The sequence below is a fragment of the Pseudomonas sp. PA-5-4B genome, assembly GCF_021606215.1.
Classification (GTDB): domain Bacteria; phylum Pseudomonadota; class Gammaproteobacteria; order Pseudomonadales; family Pseudomonadaceae; genus Aquipseudomonas; species Aquipseudomonas edaphica.
This window is the reverse complement of the sequence record NZ_WKDB01000037.1, coordinates 32,494-48,579: the sequence shown is the minus strand read 5'-3', so window position 1 is coordinate 48,579 and position 16,086 is coordinate 32,494. Positions and strand designations below refer to the sequence as shown.

Below are 16,086 nucleotides of genomic sequence, written 5' to 3'. Positions count from 1 at the left end.
ATGAGTACCAAGAAGCCAGCCACCCCGCCTAAGAGTGAGCTTGCGGGCACCGATACCCTGGACCGTGGCAACACCAACGCCAAGCTGCAGGCCCTGGAAGAATTTCGCTCCGATGCGACCGGCCAGGCGCTGCGCACCAACCAAGGCGTAAAGATTTCCGATAACCAGAACACCCTCAAAGTCGGCGCCCGTGGCCCCTCGCTGCTGGAAGACTTCATCATGCGTGAAAAAATCACGCACTTTGACCATGAGCGTATCCCGGAGCGCATCGTGCATGCCCGTGGCACTGGCGCCCATGGTTATTTCCAGACCTATAAGAACCATTCTGCGCTGAGCAAGGCCGGGTTCCTGCGTAACCCGGAGCATAAAACCCCGGTGTTCGTGCGCTTCTCCACCGTGCAAGGCCCGCGTGGTTCGGGCGATACCGTGCGTGACGTACGCGGCTTTGCCGTGAAGTTCTTCACCGACGAAGGCAACTTCGACCTGGTGGGCAACAACATGCCGATCTTCTTCATCCAGGATGCGATCAAGTTTCCGGACTTTGTGCATGCGGTAAAACCTGAGCCACATAACGAGATTCCTACCGGTGGCTCGGCCCACGATACGTTCTGGGATTTCGTCTCGCTGCAGCCGGAATCGGCGCATATGGTGCTGTGGGCCATGTCTGACCGTGCCATTCCAAAAAGCCTGCGTTCCATGCAGGGTTTTGGTATTCACACCTTCCGGTTGATCAATACCGAAGGCAAGTCCAGCTTTGTGAAATTCCATTGGCACCCGAAAGTCGGCACCTGCTCGCTGGTGTGGGACGAAGCGCAAAAGCTTGCCGGTAAAGACACCGACCACCACCGTCGCGACATGTGGGAAGCGATCGAGGGCGGCGACTACCCTGAGTGGGAGTTGGGCGTGCAAATCGTTGCCGAAGAGGACGAACACAAGTTCGACTTCGACCTGCTTGACCCGACCAAGATCATCCCCGAAGAGCTGGTGCCGATAACCCCGCTAGGCAAGATGGTGCTTAACCGCAACCCGGACAACTTCTTTGCCGAGGTCGAACAGGTTGCCTTTTGCCCAGGCCATATCGTGCCGGGTATCGACTTCACCAACGACCCGCTGCTGCAAGGCCGTCTGTTTTCCTACACCGATACACAGATCAGCCGACTCGGTGGCCCGAATTTTCATGAGCTGCCGATTAACCGGCCGGTCTCACCTTTCCATAACGGCCAACGCGATGCCCAGCATCGCACTGTGATCGATAAGGGTCGTGCGTCCTACGAGCCGAACTCGATTGATGGCGGTTGGCCCAAAGAAACGCCACCGGCGGCTCAGGATGGCGGGTTCGAAACGTATTACGGGCGCGTTGACGCCAACAAGGTACGTGAGCGCAGTGAGTCGTTTGGTGACCACTTCTCGCAAGCCACGCTGTTTTTCCACAGCATGAGCCACCACGAGAAAGAGCACATCATCGCGGCCTACAGCTTCGAGTTGGGCAAGGTGGAGCGTGAGTTTATCCGCGCGCGTCAGGTCAACGAGATTCTGGCCAATATCGACCTGGAGTTGGCCAAGCGCGTTGCGCAGAACCTCGGCCTGCCGGCGCCGACCAAAGGCACGGTACCGCCGCGCAAGACGTCGCTGAAAGAGTCGCCGGCGTTGAGCCAGGTGAACCTGCTGTCGGGCGATATCAAAACACGCAAAGTCGCAATTCTTGCGGCTAACGGTGTGGATGGCGCAGCGATTGCGGCGCTGAAGAAAGCGCTGGCCGCCGAAGGTGCGCATGCCAAGGTGCTGGGGCCGACGTCGGCACCGGTGAAGACTGCGGATGGCAAGAGCCTGCCGGTGGATGCGTCGATGGAAGGCATGCCGTCAGTTGCGTTTGATGCGGTGTTCGTACCGGGCGGTAAAGAGTCGATCAAGGCCTTGAGCGGCGATGGCGTGGCGCTGCACTTCCTGTTGGAGGCGTACAAGCATCTGAAGGCGATTGCGCTTACCAGTGATGCCAAGCCGTTGCTGGAGCAGCTTAAGCTGGAGGCGGATGCTGGATTGATCGTGGGAGCGGATGCCAAGGCGTTCAAGGCATTCTTTGCGGCGATTGCGCAGCATCGGGTGTGGGCGCGGGAGCCTAAGGCCAAGGCGATTCCGGCTTAAGCTTTTGGGTGTTTGTTAGACCGCTATCGCAGGCAAGCCAGCTCCCACATTTGACTGTATTCACAGTTCAAAAGGTGGGAGCTGGCTTGCCTGCGATGGCTTTACTCGGTTTTGCGCGGAATCAACACAACCTGCGCCGGGATGTGTTTCACAATCTGCCGGTGAATCTTCAGGTCATACGCCGAATCAATGCGCTTCACCCGTTTGGTCAGCAGTGTGGCCAGCCATGGGTAATCCTGGGTGCGCGGCGCCTGAATGGTCACATCGCACTGGTAATTCACCACATCGGTGGCGATCGCATCCAACTGATGGCGAAGTTCTTCAATATCGGTGAGGTTCAACGCAACCGTGGTGCTTTGAGCCGCCGGGTCGATGACCTTGGCGGGTGGCTTGGCCTCGGCAGCTTTCAAGGCGGCTTCGGCTTTATCCAGCTCGGCTTTGCGGGCGTGGCTGATGGCGCTGTTGACGCCGCCCGTGAGCGCCGGAGCTTTGGGCATCAAGGCGCGTGCGCGGCTCAGTGCGGTAGCGGCGGCATTCACATCACCTTTTTGCAACACGATCTGGCTGCGTTGCAAGTAGGCTTCGGCCAATTGGCGCTGGTAGGTTTCCAGCGCCGGGTCGTTGGGCGATTGGGCCTGCAATGCGGCCAGCTCGTCTTCGGCGGTGGCCAGTTCACTGCTGGCCAGGTTTTGCTCCAGCTGCGCGATGGCCGCAGCACGCGGGTCCTGCGCCTCAGGGGCGGCAGGCGGTGTGCTTTGGCAGGCGCCCAGCAGCAGGGAAAATGCGGCAAGGAGCAGATAACGGGAGTTGAACGGCTTCATTCCTGCGACTCTCTATTTGCGCAAAAAGCGAGCAAGTCTACACCCCTCGACGGGGCAGGACAAAACTCAGCAGAAACAGGGCGGCGGCCGTGACCACAATCGACGGCCCGGCCGGCGTGTCCTTGAACCAGGACAGCGCCAGGCCCCCGCACACGGCGAGCATGCCCAGCAGGCTGGCGCCGATCGCCATCTGCTCCGGTGAGCGGGCATGGCGCTGGGCGGCGGCTGCGGGAATGATCAGCAGCGACGTGATCAACAATACGCCGACAATCTTCATTGCGACAGCAATCACCACGGCGATCAACAGCATCAGGGTCATGCGCAGCGCCGGTACGGGCAAACCTTCGACGGTGGCCAGCTCTTCGTGCACGGTAATTGCCAGCAACGGGCGCCACAAGGCCACCAGCAGCACCAGCACAGCGGCGCTGCCGCCGAGGATCCAGGCAAGGTCAGTGGGGCTGATCGCCAGCAAATCGCCGAACAGGTAGGCCATCAGGTCGATGCGTACTTCATGCATGAAGCTCAGCACCACCAGGCCCAGCGACAGCGTGCTTGGCGCCAGAATGCCCAGCAGCGTGTCCGAGGCCAGCGGCTGGCGCTGTTGCAGGGTTACCAGCAGCACTGCCAGTAATAGGCAGCCCGCAGTGACGGCGATGGTCGGGCTCACATCCAGCAGAAAGCCCATGGCCACGCCCAGCAGCGCGGCATGCGACAACGTGTCGCCAAAGTAGGCCATGCGCCGCCAGACCACGAACGAGCCCAATGGGCCCGCCACCAGTGCCAAAGCCAAGCCTGCCAGCAGGGCGTAGAGCAGAAAATCAGCCATGCTTGCAGCTATCTCCATGAACGTGGGGTTGAGGCGTAGCGGGATCGTCGACCACAGCGCCATGCAAATCATGGGCGTGATCGTGATGGTGGTGATAGATCGCCAGGCTCTGCGCGTTTTTGCCGAACAGCTCGACGAATGCCGGGTCGCCGCTCACCTGTTCCGGGTGGCCGGAGCAGCATACGTGGCGGTTGAGGCACACCACTTGATCCGTGGTGCTCATCACCAGGTGCAAGTCGTGGGAGACCATCAGCACGCCGCAGCCATGGCGGTCACGCAGGCGGGTGATCAGGCTGTACAGCTCGGCCTGGCCGGCAACATCCACGCCTTGCACGGGTTCATCAAGTACCAGCAGCTCGGGTTCGCGCAACAAGGCGCGCGCCAGCAGTACGCGCTGCATCTCGCCGCCGGAGATGCTCTGCACCGGGCTGTCGATAACCTGTTCGGCACCGACTTCCTTAAGCGCCGCTTGTGCGCGTGCGCGGTCGACGCCAGGCACCAGGCGCAGGAAGCGCAGTACCGACAGCGGCAGCGTTGGATCGACGTGTAATTTTTGCGGCATGTAACCGACGCGCAGCTTGGGCTTGCGCCACACGCTGCCGCTGTCGGGCTTGAGCAGGCCAAGCACGGCGCGCACCAGCGTGGTCTTGCCGGCGCCATTGGGGCCGATCAGCGTCACGATCTGCCCCGGCTCCACGCTCAACGCGATGTTATCCAGTACGTTTTGCCCGGCGAACGTGACCCCAACCTGCTCCAGGCGGATTAACGCGTTGCTCATCAAGCCCCCTGGCAACCGGAGCAGAGCCCGACCACTTCGACCGTTTGCCCTTCGACCTTGAAGCCCACGTCGGCGGAGCTTTTGATGATGGCGTCGCTGATGCTTTTTTGTTCAAGCTCGATGGCGGCGTGGCATTCGCGGCAGATCAGGAATTGGCCCTGGTGCGCGTGTTCCGGGTGGCTGCAGCCGACAAAGGCGTTGAGCGATGCGATGCGATGCACCAGGCCGTTTTCCAGCAGGAAGTCCAGCGCGCGGTACACCGTCGGCGGCGCCGCGCGGCGGCCGTCCTGCTCGCTGAGCACGCCAAGAATGTCGTAGGCGCCCAGCGGTTTGTGACTTTGCCACACCAGCTCCAGCACCCGACGACGCAGGGCGGTCAGGCGCAAGCCTTTCTGCGCGCACAGGGTATCGGCCTCCGACAGCGCGGTGTGTACGCAGTGAGAGTGGTCGTGGGGACGGCTGGCAAGCGGTGTTTTAGGCATGAGCGGCGACAGACATTTGATAGAGACGTTATTATGTTACCTGTTCCTACGCCATTGAGTGGTCATCGTGTCCCGACTTTTTCCCGTTTTTGTCGTATTTTTCACCAGTTTGTTCATCGCCGGGGCCGCTCAGGCTGAGGTCAAGGTGCTGACCAGCATCAAACCGTTGCAGTTGATCGCCGCCGCTGTGCAGGACGGCGTGGCGATTCCAGAGGTGCTGTTGCCGCCTGGCGCATCGCCGCATAACTATGCCTTGCGCCCATCCGACGTACGGCGCGTGCAGTCGGTAGACCTGCTGTATTGGATCGGCCCGGACATGGAGAGCTTCCTGCCACGCGTGCTCAAGGGGCGTAGCCTGCCGACCGTGGCAGTTCAGGACTTGCCTGGGATGAAGTTGCGTCGGTTCGCCGAAGATAGCCACTCGCATGCCGATGATGCCGACGAACATGACCACGATCACCGCCCTGGCAGCCTGGATGCGCATTTGTGGTTGTCGACGGTCAATGCTCGGGTCATTGCAGCGCGTATGGCGTCTGACCTGAGTACTGCCGACCCGGCCAACGCCGCGCGTTATCAAAGTAACGTGAAGGCATTCGATGAGCGCCTGGATGCGTTGGATGCGCGATTGAAGGCTCGCCTGTCCAGCGTTGGCGACAAGCCGTACTTCGTATTCCACGAGGCATTTGACTACTTCGAAGACGCTTACGGGCTCAAGCACACCGGCGTGTTCAGCGTGGCCGCCGAAGTGCAGCCGGGCGCCCAGCATGTGGCGGCGATGCGTACGCGTTTGCAGGAAGTGGGTAAGACGTGCGTGTTCAGCGAGCCGCCGTTGCGTCCGCGTTTGGCTGAAACCCTGGTTGCCGGCCTACCGGTGAAACTGGCGGAGCTGGATGCGTTGGGCGGTTATATCCCGGCGTCGGCGCAGGGTTACGAGCAGGTGCTGGAGAAGCTGGGGAATGACTTGGCCGGGTGCCTGGAGTCACTCTAACTGCAAATACATAACCCATGTGGGAGCGGGCTTGCTCGCGAATGCGGTGGATCAGTAATAGATGTATTTACTGACACTGCGCATTCGCGAGCAAGCCCGCTCCCACATTTTAAAGTGCGAACGGCAGGTGGACTGTGACCTGCTGGCGCTGCGCCAGCCGATGCTCGAACTCCGCCGGGTCATGGATCAACACATCCTGCCCGGCAAACGATTCTGCAGCGATCAGGCGTGACAGCCAGAAACGCACGCACGCAACGCGCAGCAGGGTCGGCCACAGCTCGGCCTCCTTGGCGGTAAACGGCCGCAGCCCCGCGTAGGCGCCCAGCAACGCGCGGGCGCGTTGCCCATCAATCACGCCATCGGCGTCGGAGCACCAGTCATTCAAGGCGATTGCCACGTCGTAGAGCATCGGGCCTGAGCAGGCGTTGTAGAAGTCGATCAAACCGGTGAGGTGGGTGCCTTCGAACATCGCGTTGTCGCGGAACAGGTCGGCGTGTACGTTGGCGCGCGGCAGGGCGAGGATGTCGGCCTTGTGGGCTTCGATTTCGCTCAAGGACGCTTGCAGCAGACGCTGCTGGGCTTCGTTCAGGTGTGAAATAAGCTGCGCGCCTTCAGTGAGCATCCACTCCAGGCCGCGATCGGTCTTGCGCTCCAGCACTTTGTCGCCTTGCGTCGCCAGGTGCAGGTGGCCGAGCAGGTCGCCGACCTGGGCGCAATGCTGCGCGTTGGCGTCCTTTATGTGCTTGCCGGCCAGGCGCGGCTGCAACAGCGCCGGTTTGCCTTTGAGTTCGCGAAGCGCCATGCCATCGGTGGTACGCAGCGCGTAAGGCACCGGCAGGTCGGCGTCGTGGAGCACGTCTAGCAGTTCGATGAAGAACGGCATTTCCGCCACTGGGCCGCGCTCAACCAGAGTCAGGACGAATTCGCCCTGTTCCAGGCTGATGAAAAAGTTGGTGTTTTCGCTACCGGCGGCAATCCCCTGGAAATCAAGCAGGCGGCCGAGCCCGTAAGGGGCGAGAAAGGTTTCCAGCTCGGGCCGAGCCAGGGGGGTGAACACAGACATGTTTAAGCTGCCAGTACGGGCGCCGCAGTGCGCGGCGCCAATTTAAGTTAAGAAATCATTTCCATTCGAAGATCTTCCATGACGGGATCAGCATATCCGGCTGGTCAGAGCGGATGAAGTTCGCATCGGTTCCGTCCGCGCGCACCAGGAAATACGGTGGAAAGCCTTTTTGCGTCACCTTAATTGCGTACAGGAAGCCATTCTGGCGGTATTCCTGAATGGTCTTGTCGCCTTCCGTGCGAATGGTAACTTCCGGGTCGCCCGACGGCGCAGTATCCGCCGCCATGGCCACTATCGGGGTGAGTGCAATCAAGCCGGTCAACAACAGGCGATTTACTGTACGCATGATAACCTTGTCCCTTTGTCGTCATTGGTCCGGCTATTCTAGCGCCTGACCCGCCGAAAAGGTTGATCCTGCTCATGAGCCAAGCCCCCCTCGTCCTGGTGGACGGTTCTTCTTATCTGTACCGCGCCTTCCACGCGCTGCCACCGCTGACCACCTCCAAAGGCCTGCCGACCGGGGCGGTCAAGGGCGTGTTGAACATGCTCAAAAGCCTGCGCAAGCAGTACCCAAACAGCCCGTTCGCGGTGGTGTTCGACGCCAAGGGTGGGACCTTTCGCGATGAGATGTACGCCGAATACAAGGCTAACCGCCCCAGCATGCCCGATGACATGCGCCTGCAAATCGAGCCTTTGCACCAGAGCGTGATCGCCCTGGGCTTCCCTTTGCTGTGCGTTGAAGGCGTCGAGGCCGATGATGTGATCGGAACGCTGGCCCGCAGCAGCGCGGCGGCTGACCGTCCGGTAGTGATTTCTACCGGCGACAAGGACATGGCGCAGCTGGTGGACGGGCACATTACCTTGGTCAACACCATGACCGGTAGCTCGATGGACATCGAGGGCGTGAAGGAGAAATTCGGTGTCGCTCCGGAGCAGATCATCGATTATCTGGCGCTGATGGGCGATTCGTCCGACAACATCCCAGGCGTGCCGGGGATTGGTCCGAAGACGGCTTCCGGCTTGCTGGTGGGCGTGAATGGCGGCATCAAAGAGCTGTATGAGCAGTTGGATATCGTGCCGACCTTGCCGATCCGCGGGGCCAAGACCCTGCCGGCCAAGTTGGAAGAGCATAAGGAGATGGCATTCCTGTCCTATCAACTGGCGACGATCAAGGTCGACGTGCCGCTGGATGTGGGCCTGGATGATTTGCACCTGATCGAGCCGGACCGCGAAAAGCTGCTGGAGCTGTACACGCTGCTGGAGTTCAAGAGCTGGTTTGATGAAATCCAGCGTGATGCCAAGCGCGTTGAGCTCAAGGCTGCCCCTGTTGTTGAGGAGGCCGTCGAAGGGGTGGCACCCGCAGAAGCGTCTTACACCACCATCCTCGACCAGGCGACATTCGACGCCTGGCTGAAAAAACTCAACGCGGCAAAATTGTTCGCGTTCGACACCGAAACCACCGGGATCGATGCGCAACAGGCGCAATTGGTCGGGGTTTCCTTTGCCGTGCAGCCCCATGAAGCAGCTTACATCCCGCTGACCCATTCCTACATCGGCGCGCCGCAGCAACTGGACCGTGACACGGTACTGCTGGCCTTGAAGCCATTGCTGGAGGACGCGACCAAGCTCAAGGTCGGCCAGCACGCCAAGTTTGATATGAACATCCTGGCCAACTGTGCCATCGGCGGCGACCAGGCCAACGGTATTACCGTGCGCGGCATCGCTTTCGACACCATGCTCGAATCCTATGTGCTGAACTCCACCGCGACCCGGCACGACATGGACAGCCTGGCCAAGAAGTACCTGGACTACGACACTGTCAGCTTCCAGGACATCGCCGGCAAGGGCGCCAAGCAGCTGACGTTCGACCAGATCCCGCTTGAGCAAGCCGGCCCTTATGCGGCCGAAGATGCCGACGTGACGCTGCGCCTGCACCAGGCTTTGCATGCGCAGCTTGAAGCCATTCCAAGCCTTGCCAGTGTGCTGACGGACATTGAAATACCCTTGGTGCCGGTGCTGGCGCGTATCGAGCGTCAAGGCGCACTGGTGGATAAGGCGCTGCTGGGCATCCAGAGTATCGAGCTGGGCAACAAGATGGTTGAGCTGGAGCGCCAGGCGTTTGAGATCGCCGGTGAAGAGTTCAACCTGGGCTCGCCCAAGCAACTCGGGGCGATTCTTTACGAGAAGCTCGGTTTGCCGGTATTGAAAAAGACCGGCAAAGGCCAGGCGTCCACGGCTGAAGAAGTATTGGCCAAGCTGGCCGAAGATGACTTCCTGTTGCCCAAGGTACTGATGCAGTACCGCAGCATGAGCAAGCTCAAAAGCACCTACACCGACCGCCTGCCGGAGCAGATCAACCCGCGTACCGGGCGTATTCACACGTCTTATCATCAGGCGGTGGCGGCGACCGGGCGTTTGTCGTCCAGTGATCCGAACCTGCAGAACATCCCGGTGCGCACCGCCGAAGGGCGGCGCATTCGCCAGGCGTTTGTCGCGCCTAAAGGCTACAAGTTGCTGGCGGCGGACTATTCGCAGATCGAACTGCGGATCATGGCGCATTTGTCCAAGGACGAGGGGCTGATGAATGCCTTCCGTAATGACCTGGACGTGCACACCGCCACCGCCGCCGAAGTGTTCAAGGTTGAGCTGACAGAGGTCACGTCCAACCAGCGCCGCAGTGCCAAGGCGATCAACTTTGGCCTGATCTACGGCATGGGCGCGCAGAAGCTCGGCAAGGACATTGGCGTGGATACCAAGACCGCCAAGGCCTACATTGATGTGTACTTTGCGCGCTACCCAGGCGTGCGTGAATACATGGAGCGCACCCGCGCCCAGGCGGCCGACCAGGGTTATGTCGAAACCTTCTTTGGGCGTCGGCTGTATCTGCCGGACATCAACTCCAACAAGCCTCAGGAGCGCGCGGCCGCAGAACGCACAGCGATTAACGCGCCGATGCAGGGTACGGCGGCGGACATTATCAAGAAAGCCATGGTGCTGGTGGACAACTGGCTGACCGAGTCGGGCCTGGATGCCAAAGTGATCCTGCAGGTGCACGATGAATTGGTGCTTGAGGTGCGTGAGGATCTGGTGGCGCAAGTCAGCGAGAAGATCCGCGAGCATATGAGCGCGGCGGCCAAGCTTGACGTGCCTTTGGTGGTAGACGTGGGCGTGGGCGATAACTGGGACGAAGCACACTGACAGCGCGGCTCTGCCATTGCCGAGGGTGATGGCAGAGCGCTTTAGATCAAAAGGCGTCGCAGGTTATTTCCAATAGTTTTTTTGACCTGCCGGAACTTAACCCGTGAACTGCTACTCAGAGTTACTGAATGGGTGGTGAAGCCCTTCAATGCTCCTATGTTGTGTTAAGTGTTGGCAGATATCTGGACCCCGCCCTAGCGGTCCGGAACTTGGACCCCGAACTTCCCCTCCCCATACGAAGTCCGGGGTTTTTTTTGCCTGCGCAAAAGTTATTCGGCGATTTCCGCGCCCTTGTCTGCTAATTCCATCCAGCCGGCCAGCACGGTGTAAGCGTCTTCCAGGCCCATGCGCTTGGGCGCCGAGAACAACTGGATGCTGATCGCGTCGCCCCAACCTTTACGGATTTCGGACTGCACTTTGAGCAAGGTGTTCTTGGCTGCGCCGTAGGTCAGCTTGTCGGCCTTGGTCAGCAGGATATGCATCGGCATGCCGCTGGCGACGGCCCAATCGAGCATCAGCAGGTCGAAATCGGTCATTGGATGACGGATGTCCATCATCAGAATCAAGCCCTTCAAACTCTCGCGGCCACCCAGGTAAGCCTCAAGGTGACGCTGCCAGTGCAGCTTCAACGGGATGGGTACTTTTGCATAACCGTAGCCCGGCAGGTCGACCAGACGCCGATCATCGTCTAGCTTGAAGAAATTGAGCAGCTGCGTGCGGCCCGGGGTTTTCGAGGTGCGCGCCAGGCTGGCGTGGGTCAGGGTGTTCAGCGCGCTGGACTTACCGGCGTTGGAACGGCCGGCAAAGGCGACTTCAAAGCCCTCGTCATCGGGGCATTGGTCCACTTTGGCGGCGCTGAGCATGAACGTGGACTGTTGGCACAGGCCGAGGATGGGATTCTTGAGTTGCATGAGATTTCCGATGTGGGCGGTGCCGAGAAAGGGTGCGGCAAGCGGTGTCGTTTCCGTTTCAGTAGCGCCAGTATATAATGCCGCAGATTTTGTGTGTGCTTTGTCCCAGCGAAGGATGAAGTTCACGGGAGCGAAAGACCTTCATTGCGCATTAGAACGCAAAACGCTCTCAAACCCTGAAAAGGTCGATGTATGACCCGATGGTTATGCGCTTTTGGTGTCCTGATCGCGCTTTTAGGCGCTCAGGCTACACAGGATCCAGAGGCGCTGTACAACCGAGTTTGCATGGCTACGCTGATGCAACACGTGACTCAGGGTTTCAAGGCAATGCCGCCGCGTGGTTTGTGCATGGACTGCAGTACTGAGGATTACCAGGCCATCAACGCGTTGATGGTGAGTAAACCCGGTAGATAACTCTTAAACCCTTAGCCGTAGTTGGATTAGCTGATGAACAAACTGATCGTGAGTCTGCTGTTGACCTTGGGCATCACTGGCGCTGCCGTCGCTGCAGAGGGCCCCCTTAAAGGTGATGCCACTGCCGGTCAAGCGAAAGCCGCCGTATGTGGTGCTTGCCATGGACCGGATGGCAACAGCCCGGCGCCGAACTTCCCCAAACTGGCAGGCCAGGGTGAGCGTTACCTGACCAAGCAGATGCACGACATCAAGGACGGCAAGCGCACGGTGCTGGAAATGACCGGCTTGCTGACTAATCTCAGCGATCAGGACCTGGCGGACATCGCGGCGTATTTTGCCAGCCAGAAAGGCAGTGTGGGAGCTGCTGATCCGAAGCTCGTTGATAAAGGCCAGGCGTTGTTTCAAGGCGGCAAACTCGCTGAAGACCAACCTATCGGTGGCATGCCTGCCTGTAAGGCTTGTCACATCGCAGGTGGCAGTGGGCTGGCCGAGGCGGGTTTTCCCCACCTGAGTGGTCAGCACGCCCAATACACAGCCAAGCAGTTGAAGGACTTCCGCGAGAAGGTTCGCTCCATCGATGGCGATGCCAGCAACAAAATGATGACTGACATTGCGGCGAAACTTTCGGATAAAGATATCGAAGCGCTGTCCAGCTATATTCAGGGCCTGCACTGATTGGACCTGCGACGTTAACGCTCGATTAATCCATCGATGCAAGCATAAAAAGGGTGGCTTAGGCCGCCCTTTTTTGTGGCCGGTGCCGTTACACTAACGAACTCATGCCCGCGTAGACCTGTCACAACTAAAGGTCGCGTGAGGCGACTTTATTTGTCCAGGAGTAAAGCATGCGTAATCTGATCCTCAGCGCCGCTCTCGTCACTGTCAGCCTTTTCGGCATGACCGCGCAAGCTGCCGACGTGCCGCTTGAAGCCGGTAAAACCTACGTTGAATTGGCCAACCCGGTTCCGGTCTCGGAGCCAGGCAAGATCGAAGTGGTGGAGCTGTTCTGGTATGGCTGCCCGCATTGCTACGCCTTTGAGCCGACTATCAATCCTTGGGCCGAAAAACTTCCGTCCGACGTTAACTTCCGACGCATCCCGGCCATGTTCGGCGGCCCATGGGATGCCCACGGCCAACTGTTCCTGACCCTGGAAGCCATGGGTGTCGAGCACAAGGTTCACAACGCTGTATTTAATGCGATTCAAAAAGAAGGCAAGCGCCTGACCAAGCCTGACGAAATGGCTGACTTTGTTGCCACCCAAGGCGTCGACAAGGACAAGTTCCTGGCCACCTTCAACTCCTTCGCTATCCAGGGCCAAATCAAACAGGCCAAGGAACTCGCCCAGAAGTACGGCGTACAAGGCGTACCGACCATGATCGTCAACGGCAAATACCGTTTCGACCTGGGCACTACCGGTGGTCCTGAGCAAACCCTCAATGTTGCCGACCAACTGATCGCTAAAGAGCGCGCAGCCAAGTAAGGGGGCCATCATGCGCGGCTGGGGTACTGAACGTAGCGTTGGCCTGCATGAACCGCGGGTCAACGAACACCACCTGGAGTCCACGGGCTTGCCGGCAGACAGTCGTCTGCGGCTGCTCAGCTTCAATATTCAGGTGGGCAACAGTACCGAGAAGTATCGGCACTACCTCACCCGTGGCTGGCAGCATCTGCTGCCGCACAAAGGGCGTACCGGTAATCTGCAGAAAATCGGCGACCTGCTCAACGACTTCGATCTGGTCGCCTTGCAGGAAGCCGACGGCGGCAGCATGCGCTCCGGTTATGTCAATCAGGTGGAGCATCTCGCCCATCTCGGTGCTTTCCCTTATTGGTATCAGCAACTCAACCGCAACCTCGGGCGCCTGGCACAGCACAGCAATGGCGTGCTCAGCCGCTTGAAGCCGACAGCCATCGAAGATCACCCGTTGCCCGGCCCAAAAGGGCGCGGCGCGATTCTTGTGCGTTTCGGCGAAGGCCCGGAAGCCTTGGTGGTGGTGATGATGCACCTGGCGCTTGGAGCGCGTACACGCAACCTCCAGTTGGCCTACGTGCGTGATCTGATCGGCAACTACAAACACCAGGTGCTGATGGGTGACATGAACACCCATGCCACCGACCTGTTGCAGAATTCCCCGTTGCGCGACCTCGGGTTACTGGCGCCGCAAGTCGAAGCCACGTTTCCCAGCTGGCGCCCGCAACGCTGTCTCGACCATATCCTGCTCAGCCCCAGCCTTACACTGGAAAGTGTGCAGGTGCTGGCGCAGCCCATTTCCGATCACCTGCCCGTCGCGGTAGAGATTCGTCTGCCGGGTTCGCTCACGGCTGATGCATTACCCGCGTTGAGCCCAGGCCCACGCGGACCCCTTGCATGAGCGACGACGCCCAGCGCTGGAAAGAGAAATACCTTAAAAGCGTTGAGCAGCAAGATAAGCTCGAACGCCGCTGGGCTGCCCGCCTCGACCTGTTGCGCCGAGGCCTGGTGCGCAGCACGCTGGCGGCGGAAGGCACCGACCGTGCGGTTGATCAATGCATGAAAGAAATGCGCGATGTGGTGCGTACCGACGACATGGACGCTGCCCTCGCCGCCTTGCTGCCACGCCTGGAAAAAGCCGTGCTCGACTCGGAGCAGCGCCGCGAAACCCGGGTCGACCAGATCAGCACTGCGCTGACTGCCTTAGTTGCGCAGTTGCAGAAACTGCCTCTGCCGCGTGAAGTCGCCCGCCCGCTGAAAACCTTCGCCAAACAGCTTGATGGCCGAGTCGGCCAGGCGCGTGAGATCCCGCTGCTGCTCAGCGAATTGAGCAGCCTGCAAGGGCAGGCGCTAAATAACCTGGAGCCTGAAGGCGAAGCTGCGCGCCCTGGACCAGGCCTGCTGCAACGCCTGTTTGGTGCAAAGGATGTGTCGAATGAGGCGTCGGTGGTTGAATCTGCCCCGCTCTATGCACCGCAACCGCCGGCGTCGAAACCTGCTGCTGCCAAAGCCGCGCCCGAGCCACTGGAGCCCGTGCAATCCGAAGAGCTGACCCAAGCCTTGCGCGCTTTTGCGCCATTGCCGGTAACGCCGGCCGCCGCGCAGCCTGAACCCGCTGAGCCGGTCAAAGTGGCTGAAGTCGCCCGCGAAGCCTTTGCCTTTGAGGCACCGGCGCCGGAGCAAGCCCCCGTCGGGCCTGACGAAGTCTCTGAGCCAGAGATGCCCGAGCCAGCACTAGAGGAAGCCGCGCCCGAAAGCGCCCTTGCTGCATTTATCGAAGAGCCGCAGGTTGAGGTCGACACGCCAGATCAAACGCTCATAGGCAGCCTGTCGCTTCCGCCCGTGCTGGAACCCTGCGTGCCCGATCCCGATGCGCTGCAACCGGACGGCACCTACGCCCTGCCCGACTCCCCCGAGCCGTCCTACAGCTCGGTCGGCAAGCATATCGAAGACACCTTGCTTGGCTTGCTGGAGGATCTGTCCTTACCCGAGCGCCACCGGCCCCAGGCCGAAGCCATGCGCGAGCGCTTGGCCCACGGCTTGAACTGGTACGAATTGCTGCCGATCCTCGATGACCTGGCGGTGCTGATGCTGGCGATTACCGACAGTGGCCAGCATGAGTTCGAGGCCTACCTCAAGCAGCTTAATGAACGCCTCGAAGCCTTCCAGGGCCATCTGCAGGTGGCCAGTGAGGGGCACGCCGACAGCCGCTCGGCCGCACGGGAGCTGGATACGCAGATCCGTGAACAGGTCGACGGCCTGCAAAGCAGCGTGCAGGAAGCTGCTGACCTGGACAGCCTCAAGCATGTGCTGGAAAGCCACCTTGAAGGCTTGCTCGGCACCATGGACGAACACCGGCAGCAGCGTGACCAGCGCGAGCAGGAAGTCGCGGCGCGGCTCAAAAGCCTGGCCGAGCGGGTGGCGAACATGGAGCAGGAAGCCCAAGGTTATCGCGAGCATTTGGAAGTGCAGCGCCAGAAGGCCTTGATCGACCCGCTCACCGGCCTGCCCAACCGTGCGGCCTGGAGCGAGCGCCTGGATCATGAAGTGAATAGCTGGCATCAGCGCGGCAACAGCCTGTCACTGGCCATGCTCGACCTGGACCACTTTAAGCGCATCAACGATGGCTACGGCCACTTGGCCGGCGACAAGGTGCTGAAGATCATCGCCAATGTGTTGCGCAAGCGCCTGCGCTCCGGCGATTTTATCGCGCGATTTGGGGGTGAAGAGTTTGTATTGTTGATGCCTGACTCAGGTTTGGCAGATGCTTTGGACGTGGGTGAGGTGCTGCGTTCGGCCATCGAGGCATGCCCGTTCCACTTCAAAGGCGAGCCGGTGACCATCACGGTGTCCATGGGCGTGGCGCAGTTCCTGCCGGGAGAACGCAGTGACCTGGCGCTAAAGCGTGCCGATGAGGCGTTGTATCGGGCCAAGGCCGCTGGACGCAACCGGGTGCAGGCGGCGTAAAAGATGTTCCATTTTGTGATTTGACCG

At 60.1% G+C, this 16,086-nt stretch carries 15 protein-coding genes; 8 read left to right on the top strand and 7 right to left on the bottom strand.

All coding sequences use genetic code 11. The features are described 5' to 3' along the window. Nucleotides 1–2,142: a catalase HPII gene (katE, locus tag GIW28_RS18815; RefSeq protein ID WP_236447423.1), complete on the top strand. Its 2,142-nt coding sequence runs from the start codon at nucleotides 1–3 to the stop codon at nucleotides 2,140–2,142. 101 nt (nucleotides 2,143–2,243) lie between these two features. On the opposite strand, the gene GIW28_RS18810 is transcribed toward katE, so the two are convergent. Genes GIW28_RS18810 through GIW28_RS18795 form a run of 4 tightly spaced genes read right to left on the bottom strand, consistent with a single transcriptional unit; the run spans nucleotide 2,244 to nucleotide 5,049 of the window. Continuing rightward, complete coding sequence (locus GIW28_RS18810) at nucleotides 2,244–2,963, bottom strand: PA5502 family lipoprotein (RefSeq protein WP_017139101.1); 720 nt, start codon at nucleotides 2,961–2,963, stop codon at nucleotides 2,244–2,246. Nucleotides 2,964–3,000: 37 nt separating this feature from the next. Next, a complete protein-coding gene (gene znuB / locus GIW28_RS18805; RefSeq protein ID WP_099550164.1) occupies nucleotides 3,001–3,789 on the bottom strand; it encodes a zinc ABC transporter permease subunit ZnuB in 789 nt (262 codons plus the stop codon). Next, nucleotides 3,782–4,567: a zinc ABC transporter ATP-binding protein ZnuC gene (gene znuC, locus GIW28_RS18800; protein WP_017139099.1), complete on the bottom strand. Its 786-nt coding sequence runs from the start codon at nucleotides 4,565–4,567 to the stop codon at nucleotides 3,782–3,784. Before znuC ends, znuB begins: the two co-directional genes overlap by 8 nt. Further along, nucleotides 4,567–5,049, bottom strand: coding sequence for a Fur family transcriptional regulator (locus tag GIW28_RS18795; protein WP_017139098.1), 483 nt, complete (start codon nucleotides 5,047–5,049; stop codon nucleotides 4,567–4,569). Before GIW28_RS18795 ends, znuC begins: the two co-directional genes overlap by 1 nt. A gap of 58 nt (nucleotides 5,050–5,107) precedes the next feature. Here GIW28_RS18795 and GIW28_RS18790 point away from each other — a divergent pair, with 58 nt between their 5' ends. After that, nucleotides 5,108–6,037 carry a zinc ABC transporter substrate-binding protein gene (locus GIW28_RS18790; RefSeq protein WP_236447424.1) on the top strand — a complete coding sequence of 310 codons (930 nt, stop codon included), beginning with the start codon at nucleotides 5,108–5,110 and terminating at the stop codon, nucleotides 6,035–6,037. Nucleotides 6,038–6,146: 109 nt separating this feature from the next. On the opposite strand, the gene GIW28_RS18785 is transcribed toward GIW28_RS18790, so the two are convergent. Both GIW28_RS18785 and GIW28_RS18780 read right to left on the bottom strand, forming a co-directional pair. Next, the gene (locus GIW28_RS18785) at nucleotides 6,147–7,100 is read right to left on the bottom strand and encodes a homoserine kinase (RefSeq protein WP_017139094.1); all 954 of its coding nucleotides are present in this window, start codon (nucleotides 7,098–7,100) and stop codon (nucleotides 6,147–6,149) included. A 55-nt stretch (nucleotides 7,101–7,155) separates the two neighbouring features. Further along, nucleotides 7,156–7,446 carry a DUF2782 domain-containing protein gene (locus GIW28_RS18780; protein WP_017139093.1) on the bottom strand — a complete coding sequence of 97 codons (291 nt, stop codon included), beginning with the start codon at nucleotides 7,444–7,446 and terminating at the stop codon, nucleotides 7,156–7,158. 74 nt (nucleotides 7,447–7,520) lie between these two features. Here GIW28_RS18780 and polA point away from each other — a divergent pair, with 74 nt between their 5' ends. After that, on the top strand, nucleotides 7,521–10,298 hold the full coding sequence (gene polA, locus GIW28_RS18775; RefSeq protein WP_017139092.1) for a DNA polymerase I: 2,778 nt from the start codon (nucleotides 7,521–7,523) through the stop codon (nucleotides 10,296–10,298). A gap of 269 nt (nucleotides 10,299–10,567) precedes the next feature. Here polA and yihA read toward each other — a convergent pair whose 3' ends face one another. Continuing rightward, nucleotides 10,568–11,209 (bottom strand): ribosome biogenesis GTP-binding protein YihA/YsxC, encoded by a 642-nt coding sequence (gene yihA / locus GIW28_RS18770; protein ID WP_236447577.1) that lies wholly within the window; start codon nucleotides 11,207–11,209, stop codon nucleotides 10,568–10,570. 192 nt (nucleotides 11,210–11,401) lie between these two features. Between yihA and GIW28_RS18765 the strand changes: the two genes are divergently transcribed. The 5 genes from GIW28_RS18765 to GIW28_RS18745 all read left to right on the top strand — a co-directional run bounded on the left by GIW28_RS18765 (nucleotide 11,402) and on the right by GIW28_RS18745 (nucleotide 16,059). Beyond that, on the top strand, nucleotides 11,402–11,623 hold the full coding sequence (locus GIW28_RS18765) for a cytochrome (protein ID WP_017139090.1): 222 nt from the start codon (nucleotides 11,402–11,404) through the stop codon (nucleotides 11,621–11,623). Between the two features lie 33 nt (nucleotides 11,624–11,656). Continuing rightward, a complete protein-coding gene (locus GIW28_RS18760) occupies nucleotides 11,657–12,298 on the top strand; it encodes a c-type cytochrome (protein WP_017139089.1) in 642 nt (213 codons plus the stop codon). A 170-nt stretch (nucleotides 12,299–12,468) separates the two neighbouring features. After that, nucleotides 12,469–13,104, top strand: a complete 636-nt coding sequence (gene dsbA / locus GIW28_RS18755) for a thiol:disulfide interchange protein DsbA (protein ID WP_017139088.1) — start codon at nucleotides 12,469–12,471, stop codon at nucleotides 13,102–13,104. A 7-nt stretch (nucleotides 13,105–13,111) separates the two neighbouring features. Continuing rightward, entirely contained in the window at nucleotides 13,112–13,993 is an 882-nt protein-coding gene (locus GIW28_RS18750; protein WP_370589433.1) for an endonuclease/exonuclease/phosphatase family protein, read from the top strand. Further along, a complete protein-coding gene (locus tag GIW28_RS18745; protein ID WP_236447578.1) occupies nucleotides 13,990–16,059 on the top strand; it encodes a diguanylate cyclase in 2,070 nt (689 codons plus the stop codon). Before GIW28_RS18750 ends, GIW28_RS18745 begins: the two co-directional genes overlap by 4 nt. The last annotated feature ends 27 nt before the right edge of the window (nucleotides 16,060–16,086 follow it).

What these genes read in the sequence shown, in the direction of transcription:
- katE (WP_236447423.1), top strand. Translation starts at nt 1, where the DNA reads ATGAGTACCAAGAAGCCAGCCACCCCGCCTAAGAGTGAGCTTGCGGGC.
- GIW28_RS18810 (WP_017139101.1), bottom strand. Translation starts at nt 2,963, where the DNA reads ATGAAGCCGTTCAACTCCCGTTATCTGCTCCTTGCCGCATTTTCCCTG.
- znuB (WP_099550164.1), bottom strand. Translation starts at nt 3,789, where the DNA reads ATGGCTGATTTTCTGCTCTACGCCCTGCTGGCAGGCTTGGCTTTGGCA.
- znuC (WP_017139099.1), bottom strand. Translation starts at nt 4,567, where the DNA reads ATGAGCAACGCGTTAATCCGCCTGGAGCAGGTTGGGGTCACGTTCGCC.
- GIW28_RS18795 (WP_017139098.1), bottom strand. Translation starts at nt 5,049, where the DNA reads ATGCCTAAAACACCGCTTGCCAGCCGTCCCCACGACCACTCTCACTGC.
- GIW28_RS18785 (WP_017139094.1), bottom strand. Translation starts at nt 7,100, where the DNA reads ATGTCTGTGTTCACCCCCCTGGCTCGGCCCGAGCTGGAAACCTTTCTC.
- GIW28_RS18780 (WP_017139093.1), bottom strand. Translation starts at nt 7,446, where the DNA reads ATGCGTACAGTAAATCGCCTGTTGTTGACCGGCTTGATTGCACTCACC.
- polA (WP_017139092.1), top strand. Translation starts at nt 7,521, where the DNA reads ATGAGCCAAGCCCCCCTCGTCCTGGTGGACGGTTCTTCTTATCTGTAC.
- yihA (WP_236447577.1), bottom strand. Translation starts at nt 11,209, where the DNA reads ATGCAACTCAAGAATCCCATCCTCGGCCTGTGCCAACAGTCCACGTTC.
- GIW28_RS18765 (WP_017139090.1), top strand. Translation starts at nt 11,402, where the DNA reads ATGACCCGATGGTTATGCGCTTTTGGTGTCCTGATCGCGCTTTTAGGC.
- GIW28_RS18760 (WP_017139089.1), top strand. Translation starts at nt 11,657, where the DNA reads ATGAACAAACTGATCGTGAGTCTGCTGTTGACCTTGGGCATCACTGGC.
- dsbA (WP_017139088.1), top strand. Translation starts at nt 12,469, where the DNA reads ATGCGTAATCTGATCCTCAGCGCCGCTCTCGTCACTGTCAGCCTTTTC.
- GIW28_RS18745 (WP_236447578.1), top strand. Translation starts at nt 13,990, where the DNA reads ATGAGCGACGACGCCCAGCGCTGGAAAGAGAAATACCTTAAAAGCGTT.